Origin of the sequence: Arthrobacter sp. PM3 (assembly GCF_003352915.1) — a bacterium.
Taxonomy (GTDB): Bacteria; Actinomycetota; Actinomycetes; order Actinomycetales; family Micrococcaceae; genus Arthrobacter.
Genome location: NZ_CP022314.1, coordinates 1,612,891 through 1,634,549, shown reverse-complemented (window position 1 = coordinate 1,634,549; position 21,659 = coordinate 1,612,891). Strand labels below are relative to the sequence as shown.

At 71.0% G+C, this 21,659-nt stretch carries 20 protein-coding genes; 9 read left to right on the top strand and 11 right to left on the bottom strand.

Annotated elements, in window-relative coordinates; genetic code table 11:
- Positions 1-190: 190 nt before the first annotated feature.
- Positions 191-1,447, top strand: a complete 1,257-nt coding sequence (gene nagA / locus CFN17_RS07570; protein WP_208750806.1) for an N-acetylglucosamine-6-phosphate deacetylase — start codon at positions 191-193, stop codon at positions 1,445-1,447.
- A gap of 87 nt (positions 1,448-1,534) precedes the next feature.
- Entirely contained in the window at positions 1,535-2,584 is a 1,050-nt protein-coding gene (locus tag CFN17_RS07565; RefSeq protein ID WP_208750805.1) for an acetylxylan esterase, read from the top strand.
- Positions 2,585-2,596: 12 nt separating this feature from the next.
- Here the strand turns inward: CFN17_RS07565 and CFN17_RS07560 are convergent, their stop codons facing one another.
- The gene (locus tag CFN17_RS07560) at positions 2,597-3,403 is read right to left on the bottom strand and encodes a GAF domain-containing protein (RefSeq protein ID WP_208750804.1); all 807 of its coding nucleotides are present in this window, start codon (positions 3,401-3,403) and stop codon (positions 2,597-2,599) included.
- A 425-nt stretch (positions 3,404-3,828) separates the two neighbouring features.
- Between CFN17_RS07560 and CFN17_RS07555 the strand changes: the two genes are divergently transcribed.
- The 3 genes from CFN17_RS07555 to trxB all read left to right on the top strand — a co-directional run bounded on the left by CFN17_RS07555 (position 3,829) and on the right by trxB (position 6,046).
- Positions 3,829-4,296, top strand: a complete 468-nt coding sequence (locus CFN17_RS07555) for a hypothetical protein (RefSeq protein ID WP_208750803.1) — start codon at positions 3,829-3,831, stop codon at positions 4,294-4,296.
- A gap of 83 nt (positions 4,297-4,379) precedes the next feature.
- Entirely contained in the window at positions 4,380-5,015 is a 636-nt protein-coding gene (locus CFN17_RS07550; protein ID WP_208750802.1) for a LysE family translocator, read from the top strand.
- A gap of 38 nt (positions 5,016-5,053) precedes the next feature.
- Positions 5,054-6,046: a thioredoxin-disulfide reductase gene (trxB, locus tag CFN17_RS07545; RefSeq protein WP_208750801.1), complete on the top strand. Its 993-nt coding sequence runs from the start codon at positions 5,054-5,056 to the stop codon at positions 6,044-6,046.
- A 20-nt stretch (positions 6,047-6,066) separates the two neighbouring features.
- On the opposite strand, the gene CFN17_RS07540 is transcribed toward trxB, so the two are convergent.
- A complete protein-coding gene (locus CFN17_RS07540; protein WP_261792407.1) occupies positions 6,067-6,834 on the bottom strand; it encodes a TIM barrel protein in 768 nt (255 codons plus the stop codon).
- A complete protein-coding gene (locus tag CFN17_RS07535; protein ID WP_208750800.1) occupies positions 6,831-7,928 on the bottom strand; it encodes a Gfo/Idh/MocA family oxidoreductase in 1,098 nt (365 codons plus the stop codon). Before CFN17_RS07535 ends, CFN17_RS07540 begins: the two co-directional genes overlap by 4 nt.
- A gap of 122 nt (positions 7,929-8,050) precedes the next feature.
- Here CFN17_RS07535 and CFN17_RS07530 point away from each other — a divergent pair, with 122 nt between their 5' ends.
- Positions 8,051-9,055, top strand: a complete 1,005-nt coding sequence (locus tag CFN17_RS07530) for a LacI family DNA-binding transcriptional regulator (protein WP_208750799.1) — start codon at positions 8,051-8,053, stop codon at positions 9,053-9,055.
- Here the strand turns inward: CFN17_RS07530 and CFN17_RS07525 are convergent.
- Positions 9,052-9,717, bottom strand: coding sequence for a TetR/AcrR family transcriptional regulator (locus CFN17_RS07525; protein WP_208750798.1), 666 nt, complete (start codon positions 9,715-9,717; stop codon positions 9,052-9,054). The genes CFN17_RS07530 and CFN17_RS07525 overlap by 4 nt on opposite strands.
- Positions 9,718-9,794: 77 nt before the next feature.
- On the opposite strand from CFN17_RS07525, the gene CFN17_RS07520 reads away from it, so the two are divergent.
- Both CFN17_RS07520 and CFN17_RS07515 read left to right on the top strand, forming a co-directional pair.
- Positions 9,795-10,859, top strand: coding sequence for an NAD(P)-dependent alcohol dehydrogenase (locus tag CFN17_RS07520; protein ID WP_261792406.1), 1,065 nt, complete (start codon positions 9,795-9,797; stop codon positions 10,857-10,859).
- 79 nt (positions 10,860-10,938) lie between these two features.
- Positions 10,939-11,325 carry a VOC family protein gene (locus CFN17_RS07515; protein WP_208750797.1) on the top strand — a complete coding sequence of 129 codons (387 nt, stop codon included), beginning with the start codon at positions 10,939-10,941 and terminating at the stop codon, positions 11,323-11,325.
- On the opposite strand, the gene CFN17_RS07510 is transcribed toward CFN17_RS07515, so the two are convergent.
- The 4 genes from CFN17_RS07510 to CFN17_RS07495 all read right to left on the bottom strand — a co-directional run bounded on the left by CFN17_RS07510 (position 11,322) and on the right by CFN17_RS07495 (position 17,093).
- Entirely contained in the window at positions 11,322-13,091 is a 1,770-nt protein-coding gene (locus CFN17_RS07510; RefSeq protein WP_208750796.1) for a biotin carboxylase N-terminal domain-containing protein, read from the bottom strand. The two genes, CFN17_RS07515 and CFN17_RS07510, sit on opposite strands and share 4 nt — an antisense overlap.
- Positions 13,091-14,833 carry a 5-oxoprolinase/urea amidolyase family protein gene (locus tag CFN17_RS07505; protein ID WP_208750795.1) on the bottom strand — a complete coding sequence of 581 codons (1,743 nt, stop codon included), beginning with the start codon at positions 14,831-14,833 and terminating at the stop codon, positions 13,091-13,093. The genes CFN17_RS07510 and CFN17_RS07505 overlap by 1 nt, the downstream gene beginning before the upstream one ends.
- Positions 14,834-14,880: 47 nt before the next feature.
- On the bottom strand, positions 14,881-16,218 hold the full coding sequence (locus tag CFN17_RS07500) for an MFS transporter (RefSeq protein ID WP_208750794.1): 1,338 nt from the start codon (positions 16,216-16,218) through the stop codon (positions 14,881-14,883).
- A 116-nt stretch (positions 16,219-16,334) separates the two neighbouring features.
- Positions 16,335-17,093, bottom strand: coding sequence for a LamB/YcsF family protein (locus CFN17_RS07495; protein WP_208750793.1), 759 nt, complete (start codon positions 17,091-17,093; stop codon positions 16,335-16,337).
- Between the two features lie 107 nt (positions 17,094-17,200).
- On the opposite strand from CFN17_RS07495, the gene CFN17_RS07490 reads away from it, so the two are divergent.
- Positions 17,201-17,962, top strand: coding sequence for a GntR family transcriptional regulator (locus tag CFN17_RS07490; protein ID WP_261792405.1), 762 nt, complete (start codon positions 17,201-17,203; stop codon positions 17,960-17,962).
- A 139-nt stretch (positions 17,963-18,101) separates the two neighbouring features.
- Here the strand turns inward: CFN17_RS07490 and CFN17_RS07485 are convergent, their stop codons facing one another.
- The 3 genes from CFN17_RS07485 to CFN17_RS07475 form a co-directional block, all read right to left on the bottom strand.
- Entirely contained in the window at positions 18,102-18,659 is a 558-nt protein-coding gene (locus CFN17_RS07485; protein WP_208750792.1) for a hypothetical protein, read from the bottom strand.
- Positions 18,660-18,903: 244 nt separating this feature from the next.
- On the bottom strand, positions 18,904-20,526 hold the full coding sequence (locus CFN17_RS07480) for a glycoside hydrolase family 32 protein (RefSeq protein ID WP_208750791.1): 1,623 nt from the start codon (positions 20,524-20,526) through the stop codon (positions 18,904-18,906).
- A gap of 83 nt (positions 20,527-20,609) precedes the next feature.
- A complete protein-coding gene (locus CFN17_RS07475; protein ID WP_208750790.1) occupies positions 20,610-21,659 on the bottom strand; it encodes a LacI family DNA-binding transcriptional regulator in 1,050 nt (349 codons plus the stop codon).

The following is a 21,659-nucleotide window of genomic DNA, read 5'->3' as shown; positions in this document are numbered from 1 at the left end:
GGGTGGGCCTACCTCCTGGCAGCCATCATGACGATCGACTCGCTCCTGCTCGGGCTCTTGCTGATGAACGTCAGGTGGCCCAAGCGCTGGAAGAAGAACGGCTGAAACTCCGCAGCCGCTGCCCGGGGCCGCACCGCTAGGCTTGACCGTACCCGCCCGGCAGTGCCGGGCCGTACAGAAACCGGACACCATGACCCTAACCCCCGGGGACAGCGCCGCCGCCCCCGCGCCTGCCTACGTGCTGCGGGGCGCCCTCCTCACCGACGGTGACCGGACCGGGGAAGCTGTGGTGGCGGTGGCCGGCGGCCGGATCGCCTATGCGGGGCCCGCCGCCGGCTATGACGCCTCACAAACCCCCGATGCGGAGGAGCTGCCGCTGCCGGCAGGCACATCACTTCTTCCCGGGCTGGTCGACCTGCACTGCCACGGCGCAGCCGGCGGCGGATTCCCCGCTGGAGATGAGCAGGCCTGCCGGGAGGCTGTGCAGTTCCTGCACCGGAGCGGAACCACCAGCCTGCTGGCAAGCCTGGTCACGGCCTCCGGCGACGACCTCGTGCAGTCCCTGCGCATCCTCAGAGTCCTGGCCTCCGAGGGACTGATCGCCGGCGTGCACGCCGAGGGGCCTTTCCTCTCCGCCGCCCGCTGCGGTGCGCAGAATCCGCGCTGGCTCCGGGACCCGGATCCCGAACTGCTCGGCCTCATGCTGGCCGCCGCCGGCGGGACCCTGCGGACCATGACGTACGCTCCCGAACTGCCGGGGGCCGCGGACCTGCTCCGGATGCTCACAGACCACGGCGTCACCCCGTCGCTCGGCCACACCGACGCCGATGCCCGCCTGACGGCCGAATCACTGACCGAGGTCGCGGACCTCATCGGCGGCGCTGCCGCGGGCGGCCGTTTCGGTCCGCACGCCCGGCCCACGGTGACGCATCTGTTCAACGGCATGCCGCCGCTGCACCACCGCAGTCCCGGACCGGCCGGCGCGTGCCTGCGGCTGGCGGCGGCCGGCACGGTTGTAGTCGAGCTGATCGGCGACGGCGTCCACCTGGACCCGGAGACGGTCCGGATGGTGTTCGGCCTGGCCGGAGCCGCGAACATCGCGCTGGTGACCGACTCCATGGCGGCCACCGGGCTGCCCGACGGCGACTACGGGCTCGGCCCCTCCGACGTCGTAGTGCGCGACGGCGTGGCCACCCTGAAGAGCGACGGCGCCCTTGCCGGCAGCACGGCGACCCTGCTGGACGTTGTCCGCACCACGATCGCCGCCGGCGTGAGTCCGGTCGACGCCGTCCTGGCGGCGACGCTGGTGCCGGCCCGTGTCCTGGGCCTGGACAACGAGATTGGCGCCCTCAGGGCGGGGATGCGCGCCGATATCCTGGCCGTCGATGCCGGCTTCGAGCGCGTCGCGGTCCTGCGCGGCGGCCGGATCCTGGCCGCCCCCGCCTGAGCCGCGCCGGACGCGGCGCCCCCGGGACAGTCGCCCCCGGGACATAGGATCGCTTACGGACCGCATGCCTCACCTCTTGGAGACCCGATGCCCCTCGTTGATCTGCCGTTGGACCAGCTCCGCACCTACACTTCGTCCGCCGTCGAACCCTGCGATTTCGATGCGTTCTGGGACCGGACCATTGTTGAAGCGAGGGAATTCCCGCTCGACGCCGTCTTTGTCGAGGTCGAGAACCATCTGAGCGTCATCGACAGCTTTGATGTGTCCTTCTCCGGCTTCGGCGGCGCCCGGATCAAGGGCTGGCTGCACCTGCCGGCAAACCGGGAGCCCGGCCGGGCATTGCCCGTGGTGGTGCAGTACGTCGGCTATTCCGGCGGCCGGGGACTGGTCCAGCAGGACACGAAATGGGCGCAGGCGGGCTACGCGCACTTCATCATGGACACCCGCGGCCAGGGCTACGGCGGCTCCCTGGGTGAGACGCCGGATACGCACGCCTCGGCAGGGGAGGTGGCCTACGCCGGGCTGATGACACGCGGTCTGTCCTCCCGGGAGGACTACTACTACCGCCGCGTGTTCGTCGACGCGTTCCGGGCCATCGAAGCCGCGCAGAGCCACCCCGAGGTGGATGCCGGGCAGGTGCTGCTGGCGGGCCTGAGCCAGGGCGGCGGCCTGGCCATCGCGGCCGCCGGGCTGGCGGGCGGGCGCCTGGACGGGATTGCGGGCACCATGGCCGACGTGCCGTTCCTGCAGGACTTTCCCCGCGCCATCGACATCGCCGCGCGCGGGCCCTACCCGGAAATTGCCGGCTTCCTGGCCCGGCACCGGGACCGCTACGAGCCCGCACTGGCGGTGCTGAACTATTTCGACGGCGTGCATCTGGGCCGGCGTGCCACGGCGCCGGCGCTGTTCTCCGTGGCGCTCATGGACGACGTCTGCCCGGCGTCCACGGTCTTTGCCGCCTACAACGCCTACGGCACGGGCGCCGGAGGGGGCACTGGCGCCGGGGAAGCCGGCACGGCAGCCCCGGCGACAGCCATTGAGGTCTACCGTTTCAACAACCATGAGGGCGGGCAGGAACACCACTGGGTCCGCCAGCTCCACTTCGCGGCCCGACTGCTGCGCCCGGCCGTCGACTAATTCAGCCGGGCTCTACGCGGGGCTCTCCACCTTTCGCCGCCTGCGGCGAACCGGGGGTTCAGCGTGGGGCGCAGCGACGTAGGGAACGGGCAGGGATTCGTCCTGGCCCGGGCCGGGAACCAGCACACGGACCGCGCCGCCGGACGGTTCCCGGGCGGGACCGGCCGCCGCGCTCCGGAGATAGTCAAGGGCTTCGCCTTCGCTGAAGCCGTAGTCGCGCACCAGTGTCCTCAGTGCCAGGCCGGCCAGCACCCGGGAGAGCTGGACCGAGGACAGATCGGCAGCCGCCCCGTACGTGAGGGCCGCTTCCTGGACCAGGAGCAACGCACGGGACACTTGGTGGGCCAGCCGCACCGCTGCCATGATGTCCGCGCTGGTGAAGACCTGCGGCCGCGCCGCATAGAGGCTCACCGCGGCACGAAACACGTCGGCGGGCAACAGGGGCACGGTCAGGATCGATCGGGCTCCCTCGGCAGCGACGGCACTGGCGTATCCGGGCCAGCGGCGCTCCAGGGAGGTATCACCCACGAGGACAAACTCCCCGCTGCGCACGGCGGCGCGGGCGGGGCCGTCATCGAAGACACGCTGGGCTTCGTCCGCTGCACGCGACGGTACGCTGCCGGCGGCGAGCGTGATGGTTTCCCCGGACCGCAGAAGTGTAATCCCCCAGTCGATCCCGCGGCCGGCCCCGCCGATGTCGTCAAGGAGTTCACTCACGACGTCGCTGAGAAACGCACCGACGGCGGGGTCGTTGAAATGCACATCCCAGAAGGCGGCATGGGGATCCTGCCCGCTTCCTTCCGGCGTTACCTGGGTCATGTTCCACGCTCGAAGTCAAGGCACGCGGCTCATTGCTGAGCCGATGAAAACAGCATACGTCCGCGCGGGGGCTGCGGCGCCATCAAATCCGCCGGCACCTCAGATCCGCTTCCCAACGACACACAGATGCGCCGCGGCGGCCCAAGGCAGATAGTTCAAACGTCCCGCCTTGGACCGCCTGCCCCGGCTTCAACACCAGTCGCGGACGACCCCTTCCGCCGTGGCACCATCCGTTCTACCCGTGCCGGGCCGGTCCCACTAGAGCCGTTTTGCCTATAGCCTCCTGCGTCCCGGAGCGGCGGCAGTGTGAGGGCAACATTTCCCATTTCACCCCCGGCGGGTGAGGTCCGCTCCCCCGTCCGGGCAGAGGATGAATATGGCCTTCGACGCGCGGAGGCGACACCCAACTGGGAGAGGAACGTCCAATGCCGAAACCCCACCCGATTCTCTTGGGAGCGATCGCACTCGCCGCCGCGCTGCTCACCGGGTGCAGCCCCGCCGGCACCCCTGCTGCGACCTCCAGCGCCTCAGCCAGTGCGCCCGCGTCCATGTCCAGTCCGCCGGCGAGCACGTCCGAGGTCTGCGCCGCCATTGATGCTCACGCCGCGGCGCTGACAAATTTCAAGGACACACTGAAGCCTGATGCCACCATCGAGCAGGTCCGCAAGGCCCAGGATCAGGTCACCAAGACCTATGACGACCTCGTCGCGGCCAACAAGAACCTCGCCCAGGAACGGGCCGACGCCGTCAAGGCGGCCGAAGCCAAGTTCAACGCCGCCGTCAGCGCGGTACCCAACGACGCCACGCTGACCCAGGCCGCCGCGTCCCTCCAGGACGAGGCCGCGAACGTCCAGGCCGCCATCAGTGATCTCAGGGCCGAGGTTAAGTGCTGAGGTCAAGTGCTGAGGTTGACGACTGACCTCACGCTGCACTGTCTCAATTGCACCCGGACGCCCGCACCCGGACAATGGTGCCCATGACCGCCGTCTCCCTGCTGGCCTTCGCGGGCCTGTGCCTGTTGCTCTCCGTGACTCCCGGACCGGACACTTTCCTGGTGCTGCGCATCTCGTTGCAAAGTGCCGGGGCCGGCATTGCGGCGGCGGTCGGCTCCGCGCTGGCCGCGCTGGTGTGGGCCGCACTCGTGGGCGTGGGGCTCGCCGCAGTGCTGGAGGACTCGGCGGAAGTGTTCCGCTGGCTGAAGGTCGCCGGCGGCCTGTACCTGCTGTACCTGGGCATCTCGTCGCTGATCCGGGCGCGCCGCGCGGCAACCCCCGCGGCGGCCGGGCTCCCGCCGCGCCGAAGCTACAGCCGGCGTTCCGGGTTCGGCGCCGGCGCGCTGTCCACGCTGCTCAACCCCAAGGTGGGCCTGTTCTACCTCGCCGTCGTCCCGCAGTTCATCCCGCACGGCGGCAACACCCTGGAGACCGCCATGGTCCTCGGCGTCATTGAAAGCGTCATCGGCTTCCTCTACCTGGCAGTCGTCGCCATCGCGGCGGCCAAGGCTATGGCCTGGCTGCAGCGCCCCAAGGTGAGCAGCTGGCTCGAACGCGGCAGCAGCGGCATCATCGCAGCCCTCGGCCTGGGCGTTCTCGCATCCAGCACCAGCGCGTAGCCCGGGGCCGGGGCCGCAGGAGAATCCAGGAGTCCACCATGAGCACCGAGACCACCGACAGCCGGCAGCTGATCATCATCGGTTCCGGCCCCGCCGGCTACACCGCGGCGATCTACGCAGCCCGCGCCGGCCTGGCGCCGCTCGTCCTTGCCGGCGCCGTCACCGCGGGAGGTGCGCTGATGAACACCACCGAGGTGGAGAACTTCCCCGGCTTCCCCGCCGGCATCCAGGGCCCCGAACTGATGGACGGGCTCCAGCAGCAGGCCGAGAAGTTCGGCGCGGAGGTGGTGTTCGACGACGTCACCGGGGTGACGCTGACCGGGCACCTCAAGCGCGTGGTCACCGGGACCGGCGCGACGCACAAGGCCCCGGCCGTCATCCTCGCCACCGGCTCCGCGTACAAGGAACTCGGCCTGCCGGAGGAAAAGAAGTTCAGCGGCCACGGCGTCTCCTGGTGCGCCACCTGCGACGGCTTCTTCTTCCGCGAGCAGGACATCATCGTGGTCGGCGGCGGCGACTCCGCCATGGAGGAAGCAACCTTCCTGACCCGGTTCGGCAAGTCCGTGACCGTCGTCGTGCGCAAGGGCGAGCTCCGCGCCTCGCGGATCATGGCCCAGCGCGCCAAGGACAACCCCAAAATCAGCTTCGCCTGGCACTCCGCCGTCACCGCGATCCACGGCGACGGCAAGGTCAGCGGCGTCACGCTGACCGACACCCGCACCGGCGAGACCCGCGAACACGCCGCCACGGGCATCTTCGTCGCGATTGGCCACGTGCCGCGGACCGAGCTCGTGGCCGGGCAGGTTGACCTCGATGCGGAGGGCTACATCAAGGTCGACTCCCCGACCACCGTCACCAACCTCTCCGGCGTCTTCGCCTGCGGGGACGCGGTGGACCACCGCTACCGCCAGGCGATCACCGCCGCCGGAACCGGCTGCGCCGCCGCCCTGGATGCCGAACGCTACCTGGCCGCGCTGGAGGATGCGGACAGCATCGCCACCGCCCTGGTGGAAGAACCCACCCACAGCTGAGTTCGGGTACCGGCGGCTCTCTAGCCTTCGAATGCTGTCCGGAAGGCCTTGAGCGCGTCGTCGGAATCACCGGACGCATATGCCTCCAGCCCGACCGTCCCGGCGTAACCGGCCTCGGCGAGGGCCCGGTACACCGCTGCGTAGTTGATCTCGCCGGTTCCGGGCTCGCAGCGGCCGGGGACGTCCGCGACCTGGATCTCGCCAATCCACGGCCGGGCCTCGCGGACCAGTTCGATCAGGTTCCCCTCGCCGAGCTGCGCGTGGTAGAGGTCGAGCATGAGCCGCGCGTTCGGGTGGTCGACGGCGCGCACGAGCGCGAGCGTGTCCTTCGCGCGGGCCAGCGGGATGCCCGGGTGGTCGAGGACGGTGTTGAGGTTTTCGAGGCAGAACGTGACCCCGTGGCGCGCGCCGAGCTCGCCGAGGCGCTCAAGCGTGCGCGCCGCGGTGAGCCACATGGTGCCGTCGGAGCGCCAGTGCGGTCGGGCGGCCTTCCCGTCGATGAGCTCGGCCGGGTGGACGACGAGGCGTTCGACGCCGAGTTCGAGCGCCGTCGGGATGAGGGCTTCGGCGGTGCTCAGCACGAGGTCAGCGGTGTCGGGCTCGACCAGCGAGCCGGCGGAATAGCCGGTCATGGACGAGAACCGGGCGCCGGTCGCCTTGAGCGCGGCGAGGTCCTTGTTGCGCGAGTCCCACATCTCGACGTCGAATCCGGCCTCGTGGACGCGGCGGACCCGCTCGACGAACGGCAGGTCCGTGAAGACCATCTCGGCACAGACAGCGAGCCTCACGCGCGTGCCTCCGCAGCCGAGGCGTCGGCGACGGCGGCGGTGGCGCCGGTCCGGGCCGATTCGATGCAGGCCAGGGCGATGGCGAGGGCGCGCCGCGCGTCCCCGAGGCCCGGGGTGAGGGGCACGCCGTGTTCGGGCGCGGCGGCGCCGTCGCGGCGGGAGCGGACGTGCTCGGCGAAGTCCGCGAGCTCATCGGTGTAGGCGTCGTGGAAGAGCTCGATGTTCAGGCGCGGGGTCTGAGCCGACAGCCCGGCGGCGCCGTAGCGCACGGCGGCGGTCTCGGTGGCACGGCCGGCCTGGACCATGCCGGCTGAGCCGAAGACCTCACCGCGAACGTCGTAGCCGTAGAGTGCGGAGAAGCTGGCCTCCGCAACGGCAATCGCGCCGTTCGCGTAGCGGACCGTCACCACGGCGGTGTCGAGGAAGCCGGCGTCCTTGAAGGACGGCTCCACCAGGGCGTCCGCGGTGACGTGGACACTGACGGGCTCGGCACCCGGGTTGAACCAGTTGAGCGCGTCGAAGTCGTGGATCAGCGTCTCGAGGAAGATCGTCCACTGGGGAATCCGCGCGGCGTGCCCGATGCTGCCCGTGCCGGGATCGCGGGTCAGGGAGCGCAGGAGCTGCGGCGTTCCGACCGTGCCGGCCGCCACTTCGCGGCGGGCGGCGAGGAAGTCGGCCGCGTAGCGCCGGTTGAAGCCGATCTGCCAATGCACGCCCGCGGCCGCGACCGCCTCCTCGACGCGTGCCAGCTCCTCCAGGTCCAGCGCGCCCGGCTTTTCGCAGAAGACGTGCTTGCCGGCGCGGGCGGCGTCGATCGAGAGCTGCGCGTGGAAGCGTGCGGGCCCGGCGATTACGACGGCGTCGATCCCGGGATCGGCGAACAGGTCTGCGGGGTCCGGGGTCACGCGGGCCACGCCGAGTTCGGCGGCGAGTTCTTCGGCGACCGCGACGGCGGGGTCGGCGATCGCGGCGAGGCTAGCGCCCGGGATGCGCAGGGCCAGGCTGCGGGCGTGATACGCGCCCATCCAACCCGCTCCGATGAGGCCGATGCGCACCGGCGCGGGCCGGGCGGACGCGACGGGAAGGTAAGTCATGGGACAGTCCTCTCAAGAATTCACTAGAACGTTCTAGTGGAGTATTTGACGAGTGTCGCACGGCACACGGCCCGCTGTCTAGAACGTTCCAGTAGAGTTTAGGGAGAGTCTAAGGAGTACCCATGGCCAAGCGCCCCACACTGGCGGACGTCGCCGCAGCGGCGGGGGTTTCGCGCGCGCTCGTCTCGATCGTCGTCCGCGGCGCTCCTGGCGCGAGCGACGCGACCCGCGAGCGGGTCCTCGCGGCCGCCGCCCAGCTCGGCTACCGCCCGGATGCGCGGGCCCGTCTCCTGCGCAGCTCGCGCAGCCACTTGCTCGGCGTGGTGTTCGACGTCGACGGGCCGTTTCACACGGAGATCATCGAGGCCCTGTATCCGGCGGCCGCCACCCTCGGATTCGACATCACGCTGAGCGCGCGGGGGCATCGCCGTGCCGAGGACGAGGCCGTCCGCTCCCTTCTGGATCTTGGCGCGGAGGCGCTGCTGGTCCTGGGCCCGGCGTCCTCCTCCGACATTCTCGCCGCCCAGCCGGCACCCGTGGTGTCCGTCCTGGAGCCGCACAGCGATCCGCGGCTCTCGAGCGCCGCGACGGACGAAGCCGCCGGGATCGCTTTGGCCGTTGAGCACCTGCGCGCGCTGGGCCACACGCGGATCGCGCACGTCGACGGCGGCACGGCGGCCGGCTCCCGGGCGCGGAAGGTAGCGTATGAACAGCTCATGGCGGACACTGCCGTCCCGCCGCTAGTCATTGCCGGCGGCCCGGGCGAGACAGACGGCATGGCAGCTGCGCGGGCACTGCTTGAACTGCGGAGCCTGGGCGCACCGGCGGAGCTGCCGACCGCCGTCGTGGTTTTCAATGACGATGCGGCCCTGGGGTTCCTCCACGCGCTGGACGCCGCAGGAACCGTCGTTCCCGAGGAGCTTTCCGTGGTGGGATACGACGACTCCCGCCTGGCGGCGCTTGCGCATGTCCAGCTTACGAGCGTCCGGCAGGATCCGGACGCCCTCGCCGGCGCCGCGGTGGCGGCGGCCGCGGCCGCGCTTGAGGGGCGGCGCACCCATACGCTCGTTCCGCCGTCGCTCACGGTGAGATCGAGCACTGCACCGCCGCCCGCCGTCGCGCGCTAAGGCCGGGGCGGGCCGGATTGCAGGTTCGCGACGGCGTCGAGCACAAGGGCGAGCCCCACCTCGAATTCGTCCGCAAAGTCATATCCGCCCGGCAGAACGACGTCCCGCATGAACGCCGTGAGGTTCGGGAAGTCCGCCCCGGGAGTTGAGGCCAGCATCGTGGCCGCCAGTTGCGGGGCGCTGCCGGCGTCGAACGGCAGGGCCTGCTCCTGCATCACGAAGCCGTACACAAAGGCATCGAGGAGGGCGTATGCGTGCCCGGCCGCCCTTATGGAGAACCCGGCGTCGCGCAGATAGCCCAGCACGGTGTCGTGGTGACGCAGATTGGCCACTCCGGGGGCCGAGCGCGACTCCAGCAGCCGCAGCGCCCACGGGTGGCGGTGCAGCGCCGCTCGCTGTGATCTGGCCCGGTCCCGCATGCCGTCGGCCCAGGCCCCATCCCCGGGCAGCGCGATCTCGCCGAACACCGAATCGACCATGGCATCGAGCAGCACCGCCTTGCCGGGCACGTGGTGGTAGAGGGACATGGCCTCCACCCCCAGGGCGTCGCCGAGCCGCCGCATGCTCAGCCGCTCGATGCCCTGCTCATCGGCCAGGGCAACCGCAGCGCCCACAATTCCGGCGCGGTCCAAGGCGGCACCTCGCCGTGGCGTTCCTGCCATCTGCATCACTCCCTTGACGTTTTTACACCGTAAGGCTATCTTTTCTTACACCGTAAGTCACCCGCTTGGAGGTCGCCATGAACAGTCCCGCACACCGCCCCGCCGCATCTGCAGGAAACGGGGGCGGCGTGAACCCGCCGCTGCCGGAGCTCATGACGGCGATTGTCCAGGCCCGCTACGGGGACGACCCGGCTGCGGTGCTCTCCCCAGGGCAGGTGCCCGTCCCACGGCCTCGCCCGGGCCAGGTGCTGGTACGGGTGGAGGCGGCCGGCGTCGACCGCGGCGTCTGGCACCTGACCACCGGCCGTCCCTACGCGGCCCGGCTGGGCATCGGGCTCACCAAACCCAGGCAGCCGGTCCCGGGGCTCGATTTTGCCGGGACGGTGGCCGCAGTCGGTGAGGGCGTGAGCGACTACGCTGTCGGCGACCCGGTCTTCGGCAGCGGGACCGGCGCCTACGCAGGCTATGCCACCGCCCCGGCAAGCCGCGTCATTCGCCGCCCGCAGCACCTCAGTCCCGTCGAGGCCGCCGCACTTCCCGTGTCCGGCTGCACCGCGCTGCAGGCGGTCCGTGACCATGCCCGCGTCGCGGCGGGCAACCGGGTCCTCATCATCGGGGCATCCGGCGGCGTGGGCTCCTACGCTGTCCAGCTCGCGGCCTCCGCCGGCGCGGAGGTCACCGCCGTGGCCCGCGGGACCAACCGCGAGTTCGTTCTCGGGCTGGGAGCCAAGGACGTCATCGACTACACCCGGGAGGAAATCGATGCCCGCGGCGGCGGCTACGACGTCGTCATCGACATCGCCGGCAACCGGCCCCTGCGGCTGCTGCGGAGCGTACTGGCAGCGCGGGGGCGGCTGGTCATTGTCGGCGGCGAGAACGGCGGCCCGCTGCTGGGCGGCCTCGGCCGCCAGCTGCGCGGCAGCCTGCTGACGCCGTTCATCAGCCAGCACCTTGGCGGCATGTTCGGCCGCACAACCGGCCGCGACCTCGCTGCCCTGGCACAGGCTGCGGAGACCGGCACCCTCCGCCCCATGGTGAGTATGACCTACGCACTCGCCGACGCCGGAAAGGCCCTGGCTGACCTCGCGGACGGACGCATCAGGGGTAAGGCCGTCATCACCGTTGGCGAGCCCGGGAGCTGAGCGGTTGACACCGCCGCCCCGTCCGGGCAGACCGGCACCGGATCTTCCCGCCGACGCGCCCGGGAACTATCATCACCGCATGGAAGCCCGGCTCTACGTCTATCTCAGTTACGCCGACGCCCCTGCAGCCCTGGAATGGCTGCAGGAAGTCGGGTTCGAAATTGTCCGCAGGCAGGACGGCCCCAACGACACCGTGGTGCACGCCGAGGCGCGGATGGGAGAAGCGGTCGTCATGCTCGCGAGCAGCGATGCCGGTTACCAACGGCCGCCACTCGTCGGCCAGTCGACGGGCCAGGGGCTCTATCTGCTGGTCGGTGACGTCGACGATTTCCACCGCAGGGCCGTCGCAGCCGGTGGAATCTCCGTGATCGAACCTGAGGACACAGAGTGGGGCTCCAGGCGCAGCAGGGTCCTTGATCCGCAGGGCCAGGAATGGAGTGCAGGCACGTACCAGCCCGGGAGCTAGCCGATCAGCGCCAGCACCGCGCCCGCGGCCACCACTCCCCCGGCGCCGGTGCGGACGTCCGTGACGGTCCCGGCGCGGTGCGCGGAGACCTGGGTTTCCATCTTCATGGCTTCCAGGACCACCACCGGGTCGCCGGCCGCGACCTCGGCGCCGGGCTCGACCAGCCACTTCACCACGGTCCCGGCCATGTCGGCGCGCAGCTCGCCGGGATCGACGGCGGCCGACCCGCCGGCGGCGGCACCGCCGTCGGACGTTCCGGGGACGGTGACGCCGGCAGGTAGCGGCGCGCCTGAGCGGGCCCAGCCGTCCAGCAGATCCGCCGGGAGCCCGACGGCGAGGCGCCGGCCGTCGACCTCGACGGTGATGGTGCGGCGTTCGCCGCCGGGCGCGGTGGTGCTGTAGCCGGGGTCGGCGGGGATGCTGTCCGCGAAGTCGGTCTCGATCCAGCGGGTGTGGACGCCCAGGGCGTCCTCGGCGGTGAAGTCAGCGGATTCCAGGACGGCCCGGTGGAACGGCAGCACGGTGGCCACCCCGGTGATGCGCATCTCGGCAAGGGCACGGCGGGCGCGGCGCAGCGCCTGCTGGCGGTCCGCGCCGGTGACGATCAGCTTCGCAAGGAGGGAGTCGAACTGCGGCGCGACGAAGGAGCCGGACCGGACCCCGGTGTCCAGCCGGATGCCCGGGCCGGTGGGGCCGGCGAACTCGCCGATGGTGCCGGGCGAAGGCAGGAAGCCGCGGCCCACGTCCTCGGCGTTGAGCCGGAATTCGAAGGCGTGCCCGCGCGGCGCCGGGTTCTCGGTGAGGCGCAGCGGCTCGCCGGCGGCGATCCGGAACTGCTCCTGGACGAGGTCGATCCCCGTGGTCTCCTCGGTGATCGGGTGCTCCACCTGCAGGCGCGTGTTGACCTCGAGGAAGGCGACGGTGCCGTCGGCGGCGACGAGGAACTCCACCGTGCCGGCGCCGGAATAGCCGGCTTCCCGGCAGACGGCCTTGGCGGCGTCGTAGATCTGCTCCCGCTGGGCGTCGCTGAGGAACGGCGCGGGGGCCTCCTCGACGAGTTTCTGGTGCCGGCGCTGCAGCGAGCAGTCGCGGGTTCCGACCACCACGACGTTGCCGTGCGTGTCCGCCAGGACCTGCGCCTCGACGTGGCGGGGCCGGTCCAGGTAGCGCTCCACGAAGCACTCGCCGCGGCCGAAGGCGGCGACAGCCTCGCGGACGGCGGAATCAAAGGCTTCCTCCACCTCGTCGAGCACGCGGACCACCTTCAGGCCGCGGCCGCCGCCGCCGAAGGCGGCCTTAATGGCAATCGGCAGGCCGTGCTGTTCGGCGAACGCCCGGGCCTCGGCGGCTGTCGCCACGGGACCGTCGCTGCCGGCGACCAGCGGCGCACCGGCGCGGACGGCCGCGTCGCGGGCGGTGATCTTGTTGCCGAGCAGCCGGATGGCGTCCGGGCTGGGGCCGATCCACGTCAGTCCCGCATCCAGGACGGCCTGGGCGAAGTCGGCGTTCTCGGAGAGGAAGCCGTAGCCGGGGTGGACGGCGTCCGCTCCGGACTCGGCGGCCACGGCGAGCAGCTTGGCGATGTTCAGGTACGTGTCCGCGGGCGAGTTGCCGTTCAGGCTGAAGGCTTCGTCCGCGGCGGAGACGTGCAGGGCGTCGGCGTCGATATCGGCGTAGACGGCGACGGACGCCAGCTGCGCGTCGTCGCAGGCCCGGGCTATGCGGACCGCGATTTCCCCACGGTTGGCGATCAGGACCTTGCGCATCAGTTACTCGCTTCTTTTTCGGTGGCGGATTCTTCGGTGACGGACTGGGGGTTGGATTCGGGGGTGCCGGGCACGCGTGTTTCGTCCGGCGTCCAGCGGAAGCGGACTTTGCCGCCGATCGGGACCTGCGCGGCGAGGTCCAGCTGGGCGTCGACCACCACGGCGATCACCGGGTAGCCGCCGGTGATGGGGTGGTCGGCCAGGAAGAGGACGGGCAGGCCTTCCGGCGGGACCTGGAGGGCGCCGGCCACGGTGCCCTCGCTGGGGAGTTCGCCCTGCCGGGTGCGCCGCAGCGGCGTCCCGTCCAGCCGCATGCCCACCCGGTTGGACTGCGGCGTCACGTCCCACTCCTGGGCGGTGAAGGATTCCAGCGCCGCCTGGTCGAACCAGTCCGCGCGCGGGCCGGGGACGACGTCGAGGACGGTCACCCCGGTGCCCGGATAGTCCGGCTGCAGTTCGGGATGCCCGACGACGCCGGACTCGGCCTCGCCGCCCGCGGCAACGAGCTGCCCGGCGGCCAGCGGCGCGGGGCCGATGCCGGACATGGTGTCCGTGGAGCGGCTGCCCAGCACGGGAGCCGCATCCACGCCGCCGCGGACCGCGAGATAGCTGCGGAAGCCGCTGCGCGGGGCACCGAGGGTGAGGGTTTCGCCGTCGAGCAGCGCGAAGGGCGTGGCCACCGGGACGGTGCGGTGCCAGGTGTCGCCGGCGTCGTCGGGCTTGGACACGATGTCCAGGTCCGACGGCGCCCCCGCCACCGCGAGGACCTGGTCCCCCACGGCCTGGACGGTAAGCCCGCCGGCGACGGTCTCGATGACGGCGGCCGACGCCGGGTTCCCGACCAGGCGGTTGGCCCGCCGCAGCGACGCCCGGTCCAGGGCGCCGGCGGCGGACACTCCGAGGCCGGAATGGCCGTGCCGGCCGAGGTCCTCGACCAGGCTCTGCATCCCCGGGGACACGATCCGGAGCCCTGAGGCGGTGTGCTGCCCGTCTGCAGTGCGCGGCGCGGCGGCGGGTTCCGCAGCGGATTCGGTGGTGGGCTCGGCGGACAGCGTGACCGCATCCCGGACGGGACGGAACTGCACCCGGTGCCCGGGCGCGGCCAGGGCCGGCTGCGCCCGGTCCAGGTCCCACATCCGGGCATCGGTGCGTCCGATCAGCTGCCAGCCGCCCGGGGAGCGGCGCGGGTAGACGGCCGAGTAGTTTCCGGCCAGCGCCACGGAGCCGGCCGGGACGGCGGTGCGCGGCGAGCTGCGGCGGGGCACTTCCAGCTGTTGGTTCTCCCCCACCATGTACCCGAAACCGGGCGCGAACCCCGCGAACGCCACGGTCCAGACCTGGCCGGAGTGGGCCGCGATCACGCCGTCGGCGCCCAGCCCGGTGAGCCGGCCGACTTCGGCGAGGTCCTCGCCGTCGTACACGGTGTCGATGACCACCAGCCCGCCGTCGCGCTGCACGGGCGCGGTGAGGTCGAGCTCCAGCAGCCGCGCGGCGATGCGCCGCGCCGACGCCGGGGAGTCTGCCCTGACCAGGACGGTCTCGGCCGCGGCCAGGACGTCCTGCTGGCCCGGCAGCGGCGACTCGAGGAGCAGGGCCTGCAGGGCCAGTACGTCCTGGGTGCCGGCGAGCTCGGCGAGGACCGCGCGCGTTCCCACGGCCCGCACGGAGCGGACCTTGTGAACGGCACCGTCGTGACCTGCACTGGTTTGAGCAGCATCGTTGTGAACTGCCAGGGTTTCCATTGCTGTCTCCATCATTGCCGCCGGGTTGCTCGAAGGATCCGCGCCGCTCAGGCGTGGGCGTCCTGCAGGAGGCGTTCCTCTTCCTTGGTCTGCGGGTTGCGCCCGATGGCCAGGCCGATCACCGTCACGATGGAGGCGACCGCAAGGTAGCCTGCGATCAGGAACCAGTTGCCGGTGGCGGCGAAGAGGGCGGTGAAGACCAGGGGTGCGATGGCGCCGCCGACCACGCCGGCCAGGGTGTACGCCAGCGAGCTTCCGGCGTACCGCAGCCGGGCCGGGAACTGCTCGGTGATGAAGGCAGCCTGCGGGCCGTACATGAACGCGTGGAACGCCAGTCCGATCACGATGCCGACAGTCAGCATGAGCACCGACTTGCCCTGGATCATGAGGAAGAACAGCGGGATGAACGCGGCGGTTCCGGCGGCGGCGATGCCGTACACGAGGCGGCGGTTGAAGCGGTCCGTGAGGGCGCCCGCCACGGGGATCAGGACCAGCTGGAAAGCCGAGCCGATCAGGATAGCGGTGAGGACGTTGCTGGTGGTCATGCCCAGTTGCTTGGTGGCGTAGACGGCCATGAAGACGGTGAGCAGGGAGTACAGCACGTCCGGGCCGATGCGGCTGAGGGCGGCTGAGACGAGGGCGCGCGGTTCCTTGGTGAAGACCTCCTTGATGGGGGCCTTGGGCTGTTCGCCGTGCGCCTGAATGGCCTTGAAGACCGGGGTTTCCTCCAGCTTCAGCCGGATCAGCAGGCCGAAGCCCACCAGGAGGGCCGAGGCGAGGAACGCCACGCGCCAGCCCCAGGAGAGGAACGCCTCGTTGCTGAGCGTCGCGGCGAGCACGGCCAGGACGCCGTTGGCCATCAGGTTGCCGGCCGGCGGGCCGATCTGGGCGGCCGAGGACCAGAAGCCGCGTTTGCGGGCATCGCCGAATTCGCTGGAGAGCAGCACGGCCCCGCCCCATTCGCCGCCGACGCCGATGCCCTGGGCCAGGCGCAGCAGCACCAAAATGGTGGGCGCGGCCAGGCCGATGGCGGCGTAGCCCGGAAGCGCGCCGATCAGCACGGTGGCGATGCCGATCAGCAGCAGGGTGGTCACGAGGACGTGCTTGCGGCCGATCTTGTCGCCGAGCCGGCCGAAGATCACGCCGCCGATCGGGCGGGCGAGGTAGCCCACCGCGAAGGTCGAGAACGACAGCAGCAGCCCGACGTATTCGTCGTTGCCGGGGAAGAAGACCTTGGGGAACACCAAGGCCGACGCCACCGAGTAGATCGCGAAGTCGTAATACTCGAGCGAGGTGCCCGTGAGGCTCGCGATGTAGGCCTTGACGGCGCCGGGCGGCAGCTTCTTCTTGCTGGCGGCCGGGGTGGCCTGCTGCGGTGTGGTCATGATTTTCCTCCAGGTGTGCGGGGTGCTGCCTGATGCTTGGGGTTTGAAGTCGACGTGAGTCGTGCGGGGACTGCGGTGCAGGCCCGGATGAAGGCGGCCGCCGGCGGCGGTCCGGCCTAGACGAACGCGGCGGTGGTGATTCCGGCGGCGTTGAGGGCCTCGCGGACGGCCGCGGCCATGGTGACGGCGCCCGGGGAGTCGCCGTGCACGCAGATGCTCTCGGCCCGGATTTTCAGGATGGAGCCGTCCACCGTGCGGACGGCGGAATCGGTGGCCATCCGGAGGACATGCTCAGTGACCTCCTTGTGGTCGTGCAGGACCGCTCCGGGGAGCGTCCGGGAGACGAGCGTGCCGTCCGTGTTGTACGCCCGGTCCGCGAAGGCTTCGGTGACGGCCCGGAGCCCGGCGGCCTCGGCCAGGCGGAGCACCTCCGAGCCGGGCAGGCCCAGGATCGGCAGGCTCGGGTCCACCGATTTCACGGCGTCGACGACGGCCCGCGCCTGGGCGGTGTGCGCCACGATCGCGTTGTAGAGGCCGCCGTGCGGCTTCACGTAGGCCACCTTGCCGCCTTCGGCCGCGGCCAGCGCCTGCAGCGCGCCGATCTGGTAGACGACGTCGTCCGCCAGTTCGGAAGGGTCGATGTCCAGGAAGCGGCGTCCGAAGCCGGCGAGGTCGCGGTAGCCGACGTGGGCGCCGATCATGACGCCTGCGGCCACGGCTTCGCGGCAGGTCCGGCGGATCACGCTGGGATCGCCGGCGTGGAATCCGCAGGCCACGTTGGCGCTGGAAACGGAGCGGAACATCGCCAGATCGTCGCCCAGCGTCCACCGGCCGTAAGACTCGCCGACGTCGCTGTTCAGGTCGATGGTTGCCATTGTGATCCTCATCTCATGGTTGGGCCCCTATCTAGGATGCACTAAAACTTCGGATTGTTCAACGATTCTTCAATCCGACGATCTGGCGATCGTGTAAATTCTGGAGTATGACCAGCTCCGAAGCAGGCTCCCGAGTCCTTTCCGCCAAGCCGCGAACCGGAACGGGCACCGGACTTGGCGCGGCGGCGGGCAGCCCCGCGGTGGGGGCTGCACTGGGAGCGGCGGCCCGGCTGCGCGTCGCGGTGCCGTCTGTGGCGGATCGGGTGGCGGCGGAACTGCGCCTCCAGCTGGCCGAGGGGCTGCTCCTGCCGGGAGCCCGGCTCACGGAATCGACCATCGCCGAGGACCTGGGCGTCTCCCGCAACACCGTCCGCGAGGCCTTCGCCGAGCTGGCCGCCGAACGCCTGGTGGTCCGCCACCCGAACCGGGGCGTCTTCGTGGCCAGCCTGGAGGCAGGCGACATCCACGACGTCTACGCGGTGCGCCGGGCCATTGAAGTGAGTTCAATCCGCGGCGGCGGCAGCCCCGAGCGCGTCGCGGCGGTCCGGGCCGCCGTCGAGGAGGGCAAAGCCGCCGCCGCCGCCGGCGACGAAGAGGGCCTGGGCACCGCCAACCAGCATTTCCATGGGGCAATCGTGGCCCTGGCGGAAAGCCGGCGGCTGGACACGATCATGGCCCAGGTGCTGGCCGAGATGCGCCTCTTCTTCCACAAGGCCACCCTCGATGCGCACTTCTACCAGGGCTGGCTGCCGGACAACGAAGAAATCTGCGCGGCCCTGGAATCCGGCGACCTGGACCGGGCCGGGGACCTACTGCTGGCCTACCTGGACCGCTCGGAGGAACGCCAGGCCGCCGTCCACGGGGACTGATCCGGCCGGTTTTCAGGCATACCTGACGACGCGTCGGCCGCCCCGCGACGCGCAAAATACCGGGCGCTCCCATATTCGGGGGGCGCCAGGCATCATGCGCGTCGCCAGCGCCTTCCGGTGTCGTCGAACCTTTTCCGCGTCAGTCCAGGCACTCGTCCACGATCTTGCCGGCGACGCCGCCGATCACCGTTCCCAGTCCCGCCCCGGCCGCCCCGCCGAGGATGCCTCCGATTGCAGCCCCGGCCCCGGCGAGGGTCTCCTGCCAGTTGCCGCCGGACTTCTTGTAGACCACGGTGGTCCCGCCACCGCCGTCCTCGCCGCCGTCGGTGGCCACGTAGGAGCCGGCCGACGCCGACGCGAAGGCCAGCGCGACGGGGCTGGCTCCGGGTTTGAGGAGCATTTCGTCGTAGGCTTTCCGGACCTCGTGGTACGCGGCCGCGGCGTCCTTCTTGCCGGATGTGGCAGCGAATCCTTCCTCACAGATCCCGGCGAGGACCGGCAGCTCGGATTCGGTGATGAGCCCCATTTCCACGAGCTTGTCGAGGACGATTTTGGTGGCTTTGAGGCGGTCGCCGTTGGCTTCCCGGATGATGCGCCCGGTTTCCCGGGCCACCGCGCTTTGCAGGTCTCCGACTCCGACACCCACCACCGGGCCCCTGTGCCAGAGCTGCTTGTCCATAGGCTGCTTGTCCATCATTGCGCCGCACCTCCATCAACTACGGTCTTGCAGATTGGCACAGGGTACTCCCGGGACCTTCCCGCGGGTAGGCCTCTCCGGTTGGCCGGCGACGGCGGTAGTTGCGGTGCACCGGCGTCGGGATTTCCCCGCCTTCGCCGGTCCCGGCCGGCGTGTTGCGCCGAATCGCCGGCGGCCGGCCGGCTGCGCCATGGAAAGTGGGGAAACTCCGCCGCCCGGCCCGGACCACCAAGGCCGCGAGGCGCTACCTCCGGATGTCCAGCGACCGCACCCGCGCTCCGTGACCCTCGGCGAACAAGGCCAGTCCGGTGCTGGACTCCGCCGGGAAGACGAGGTCCGTGAGGACGGCCCGGCCGTCCTGGGCGAAGACCTCCACCGAGCAGGCGTCCAGGAAGACCCGGAGCCGCAGAATCCCGTCCTCGAGGGGCACGTGAACGTGTTCCACCGAGGCAAAGCCTTCGTGGAACGCCACGGCGCCGGAGTCGCGCCGGTCCAGGGAGAGCCGGGACGTGGCGGTGTCGTAGGCCAGGACGGTCCGCTCGGTGCCGCCGGTCCGCAGCAGGAGTCCCACGCGTGCGGCGGTTCCGGGCTCAAGGTCGACGTCGATGCGCGCCGCAACCGCCGGTGCAGGTGCAGGTGCGGCCGCAGGCCCAGCCCCGGCGGCCGCCGGTTCCGGCAGCAGCAGATCCACGGTTCCCGGGTGCAGGTCCCGCGGCGCCAGGGAGATGCGGCCGCGGTCCGGGCCGTCGAAGGGATCGATCGCCGTCTGCAGCAGGACGACGCCGGAGTCGCGGCGGGTCAGGGTGAGCTCCCGTGCCAGGGACATGGCGCCGCGCCACGCACCGGTGGGCGTCGCGGCCGCGTAGTCCCAGTTGTTCATCCAGCCGATCATGATCCTGCGGCCGCCGGGGGCGTCGTTGAAGGACACAGCGGCGTAGTAGTCGCGCCCCCAGTCGAGCCAGGCGTAGTCCCGCATCCGGCTGCTGTCCCGCTGGAGGCCCTCGGTGACCGTGGTCCCGGAACGGAACTCCACGCCGTCGAACGTTCCCACGAAGTACTGCGCGCCCGAGCCGCCGGTCAGGCCGCCCGGATTGAGGTTGACCACCAGCACCCACCTGGTGTCGGCCGGGTCGCCGTCGACCGCGAGGGGAAAGAGATCCGGGCACTCCCAGTCGCCGCCGGTGGCGTTCGCGGGGCCGAAGCTGCTCAGGTAGTCCCAGTTCTTGAGGTCCGCGGACCGGTAAAGGACCACCAGGCAGTCCGTGGCCTCCACCGCGGCCATCACCCAGTAGCTTTCCGACGGGCCCTCGTACCAAAACACCTTGGGGTCGCGGAAGTTTGCCGAGGCGCGGTCCAGGACGGGGTTGCCGGCGTACTTGGTCCAGGTCTGTCCCCGGTCCAGGCTGTAGGCCAGGGACTGGGCCTGGCGCCCGCGCAGCGGCGACGCGTCGGTGTAGGCGCTGGTGTAGATCGCCACGAGCGGCGGCGTCCCGGCGGTGCCGAAACCGCTGGTGTTGTCGGGATCGAACACCACGGAGCCCGAGTAGATGGCCTCGTTGGCGTCGCACGCAATGGCGACCGGCTGCTCCTCCCAGTGCAGGAGGTCCGCGGACGTCGCGTGTCCCCAGGACATGTTCCCCCAGACGTCCCCGGAAGGATTGTGCTGGTAGAAGAGGTGGTACGTGCCGTCCAGGTGGACCAGCCCGTTGGGGTCGTTGAGCCAGTTCTTCCGGGCCGAGTAGTGCCACGCGGGCCGGAAGGGATCGGCGCCAGCCGGCGCAGACCCAGACGGCGCAGACCCAGACGGCGCGGACACGGCCGGTTCGGGCGCAGCAGAATGAGTAGCAGTTGCGGTGGGGACATTCATGGGGACCTCTGGGGTTCGGCCGGGCGCGGCTGACCAGCGCGCCCGGTGGGTGGAACAGGGAACGATAAGAAAAGCGGGGGACCTTAGCCCGCAGAAACCGGCACGGGCGCGCAGCCGCACGACGCCCGGAGGACCAGGTCCACGGGGAACGTCCGGTTCCGGGTCGGGGACACGCCGTCGAAGTCAACAAGGGCCGCCACGGCGGCCTCGGCCATGCCCTTGACCGGCTGAGCAACCGTGCTCAGCGGCGGCCAGCTGTACTCCGCCTCGGCCGAGCCGTCGAAGGAGAACACGGCCAGGTCCTCGGGAACCCGCAGGCCGGCCTCGTGCACTGCCCGCAGCAGGCCGACGGCCTGCAGGTCGGAGCTGACGAAAGCGGCGGTGGGCCGGTCGGCCGCAGCGAGCAGCCGCTGCCCGGCCCGGTAGCCGCCCTGCCGGTCGAAGTCACAGCGGAGGATGGGCCCTTCCGGGAGCCCGGCGTCCGCCAGGCCCTGCTGCCACCCGACCTCGCGGCCGTCGAGATCATTGCCGGCGTTCATGCCCATGACCAGTGCGATGTTGCGGTGGCCGTGGTGGCCCGCCAGGTGCTCGACGGCGCGCCGGGAGCCTTCCTGCAGCTCCACGCCCACCGAGTTGAACCCCGGCACCTCGGTGCTGTGGTTGAGCAGCACGGTGGGGATCTCCGAATGCTCCAGCTCGGTGAGGTCGGGGTCGAACAGCACGCTGGAGAGAAAGACCCCGTCCACGCGGCGGCTCGCGAGGTTCCTGATCTGGCGGCGCTCATTGGCCGCCGATCCGCCCGAGTTGGCCAGCAGCAGCGCGTAGCCGCGCGCGGCCGCTGCCTCCTCCACGGCCCGGGCCAAGGTGGCGAAGAAAGGGTTGGTGGTGTCCGGGACCACCATGCCGAGCATCTCACTGGACCCCAGCTTCAGCGCCCTCGCCGCGGCATTCGGCCGGTAGCCGAGCGCACTGATGGCCTCGCGCACCTTCGCGGCCGTTGCCGGGGAGACCCGCTTGGGGCCGTCGTTCACCACATAGCTGACGACGGCGGTGCTGACGCCGGCCAGCCGGGCCACGTCCTTGCGGGTGATCGTGGGCCTGGCGGGGGCTGGCGAGTGCGGCACAGTGACCAT